The organism is Streptomyces sp. W16 (assembly GCF_033194735.1).
Lineage (GTDB): Bacteria > Actinomycetota > Actinomycetes > Streptomycetales > Streptomycetaceae > Streptomyces.
In genome coordinates this window covers 1-2982 of record NZ_JAWOAI010000825.1, presented here as the reverse complement: position 1 = coordinate 2982, position 2982 = coordinate 1, and the positions used below count along the sequence as shown (strand labels likewise).

Sequence of the window (2982 nt, the reverse complement as noted above, 5' to 3'; positions counted from 1 at the left end):
GGTGCTGCGGACGGCGACCGCGCTGCCGCGCGCGGTGTGGTCGGGCGACGCGGAGGCGAGCCAGCGGGCCGCGGACACCGGGAACGGCTGCTGGTCGGTGCGCTGTCCACCGAGCCGGAGGTCGAGCCGGCGCGGTTCGGCGCCGTCCAGGTCGTCGAGGAGCCAGAGTTCACCGGCGGAGGAGTAGATGATCCGGGTGCCGTCTCCGGCTGCGTGCCGGGCGTAGAAGCCGTCGAGGGGGGTGTGGCGGCGGAGGTCGGTGCCGTCGGCGAGGGAGGAGTAGAGGGCGCCGGTGCCCTCGTGGTCGGAGAGGAACGCGATCCGCTCCCCCGCCCACACCGGGTACTCGATGTTGCCGTCCAACTCCTCGTGCAGGCGGGTGAATTCGCCGTCGCCCTCGCGGTCGATCCACAGCTTGCCGGCGGTGCCGCCCCGGTAGCGCTTCCACCAGGCGGCCTCGCGGCCCATGGGGGCGGAGAGCAGCACGGTGGCCGCGGGGCCGATGGCGACATCGCCGACGGGCCCGTACGGCAGGGTGGTTGCCGGTCCGCCGTCCAGCGGGATGGCGCGGGCCCAGCTGCGGCGGAGGTTCGCCTGGCCGTGGGTGCTGATCGCGAGGACCTGGCCGTCCGCGGTCCAGCCGCGCACCTGGGTGCGTGAACTCCCCCAGTGGGTGAGGCGTTTGGCGGGTCCGCCGTCGACCGGGGCGATGTGCACCTCGGGGGCGCCGTCCCGGGTGGAGGTCCAGGCGACGGTGGTGCCGTCGGGCGAGATGCGCGGGTGGGTCACCGGCACGTTCTCGGCGCTGACCCGCCAGGCCCGGCCGCCGTCGAGGGGGGCCAGCCACACGTCGTCCTCGGCGGTGAAGGCGATCAACTCGCCGTGCAGGTGCGGGAAGCGGAGATAGGCCTGGGGACCGGCCTGGGCTGCGGACGCTGAGGGCTGAGTCACCTGATCAGCGTATGCAGCGGCGGCCTGCACCGACAGCGGTTTGGATCACTTGCCCGCTATGGGCGGACGGTCACTTGCCCTCGACGGGCCAGCAGGTCGGGTCGCCCTTGCACCAGATGGTCTTGGTGACCGTGACGGTGACGGTCGGACCCGGGCCGTAGGTGAGACTCGGGTTCGGGTTGCTCACGGACGACGGTGTCGCCGCGTTGCAGTCGCCGAGCCCGGTCACGTGGAACACCTGCTTGCCGCCCACCTTGGCGACCAGGTCGCCGCGCACACAGGCGCCGTCGACGGCCCGGGTGACCTTGCCGGTGACGGTGATGTCCCGGTTGTCGTTCGTCTGCCCCTGGCAGTCCACGGAGACGACGGTGGACTCGGTCGGCGAGGGTGTCTTCCCGGGCGTGTACGCCTTGTTGCCGCTGCCGTAGTTGCCCGTGCAGGTCAGATAGCGCACGCTGACATGGTCCCGCTTGAGCTCCGCGGTCGCCGTCTTGTCGGTGGTGTACGCGACGGTCGCCGCGCTGAGATCACCGGGCTGGCACGCGACGACCCCGCCCACGGACACCATCGCGAGCCCCGCCACAGCGGCCACCCGCCGTCCGCGCGGCCGACGCCAGATCTGCCTCAACGCCCCCATGGACGGCAGCCTGCCACCGTCGGGGCGCACGGGGAAGAGCGCATACGGCCACCCGTGCGCCCGGGGCGCAGTCACCCGGCGCACGAACGGTCAGCCCCGCAGCAGCAGCCACTCCTGAAGCTCCACCACATTGCCCTCGGGGTCCTTGAGATGCGCGACCCGCATCCGGTCCGTCATCGGCGCCGGACCGTGCAGCAGCACGGCACCCCGGTCGGCGATCTGCTCGCAGTACGCGTCCAGGTCGTCGACGCGCAACACCACCAGCGAGCGGTGCCCGGTCACCAACTCCCCCAGCTCACCGAGGACTTGGGCCATCATCGCCCGGTCCTGCAGCGCGATCCCGGCCGACCCGACGGCAGGGCTGAACTTCTCGTACGGTCCCTTGGCCGCCCCCGACTGCGGCTTCAGGCCGAGGACTTCGGCGTAGAAGCGGTAGCAGGCGGCGAAGTCGGTGACGAGCAGCCTCACTTGGGCGAGTTCCACGGCGGTCTCCCTGGTTCAGGACCAGCGTCCGGTACGGCCCATGAGCAGGGCCGTGGCCGCTGTTCCGGCGGTCGATGTGCGCAGCACACTGCGCCCGAGCCGGTAGGCCTTCGCCCCGGCCTCCTCGAAGAGGGCCAACTCCTCGGGCGAGACGCCTCCTTCGGGGCCCACGACCAGCACGATCTCACCCTCGGCGGGGAGTTCGGCGGTGGCCAGGGGTTCGCCGGCGTAGCCGCGGTCCTCGTGGAGTACGGCGGCGAAGTCGGCTTTGGCGAGAAGTGCCGCAACCTGTTTGCTCGTTGCCGCGTCCGCGACCTCCGGGAAGCGCAGCCGGCGGGACTGCTTGCCGGCCTCCCGGGCGGTGGCCCGCCACTTCGCGAGGGCCTTGAGACCCCGGTCGCCCTTCCACTGCGTGATGCAACGGGAGGCCGCCCAGGGGACGATCGCGTCGACACCGGTCTCGGTCATCGTCTCCACGGCCAACTCGCCGCGGTCGCCCTTGGGGAGGGCCTGGACGACGGTGATACGGGGCTGATCCTGGGGCTCCTCGTAGACGGTCGAGCCCATGACGATCAGGCGGTCCTTGCCCTCCACGGTCTTGACGACACCGTCCAGATACCGGCCGCGCCCGTCGGTGAGCACGATGTCCTCACCTGGCCGCAGGCGCTTCACCGAGACCGCGTGCCGGCCCTCGGGACCGTCGAGGACGACCTCACCGCCACTGAAATCCGGGATCACCAGGGGGTCGAGGATGAACACCGCCGCGGTCATCGGAGCTCACCCCCGGCCGACAACGCTGTCCGGGCGGAGGCCAGTTCGGCGACCAGGACCTCGACCAGCCGGCCGGCCGGCAGCTCGCGTGCCATGCGGTGGCCCTGTCCGGCCCACAGCGCCATGCCCTGCGCGTCGCC

3 protein-coding genes and 2 pseudogenes are annotated in these 2982 nt (G+C 72.0%); all 5 read right to left on the bottom strand.

Features of this window, described 5'->3' with window-relative positions; translation table 11 throughout:
• Window positions 1-951: pseudogene (locus R6V09_RS49975) on the bottom strand (peptidase S41); the annotation flags it as partial.
• A 70-nt stretch (window positions 952-1021) separates the two neighbouring features.
• A complete protein-coding gene (locus R6V09_RS49970) occupies window positions 1022-1588 on the bottom strand; it encodes a hypothetical protein (protein WP_442810289.1) in 567 nt (188 codons plus the stop codon).
• A gap of 90 nt (window positions 1589-1678) precedes the next feature.
• Window positions 1679-2071, bottom strand: coding sequence for a VOC family protein (locus R6V09_RS49965; RefSeq protein WP_317888061.1), 393 nt, complete (start codon window positions 2069-2071; stop codon window positions 1679-1681).
• Between the two features lie 15 nt (window positions 2072-2086).
• Complete coding sequence (locus R6V09_RS49960) at window positions 2087-2842, bottom strand: 16S rRNA (uracil(1498)-N(3))-methyltransferase (protein ID WP_317888060.1); 756 nt, start codon at window positions 2840-2842, stop codon at window positions 2087-2089.
• A pseudogene (locus tag R6V09_RS49955) lies at window positions 2839-2982 on the bottom strand (nitronate monooxygenase); the annotation flags it as partial. The gene R6V09_RS49960 and the pseudogene R6V09_RS49955, both read right to left, overlap by 4 nt.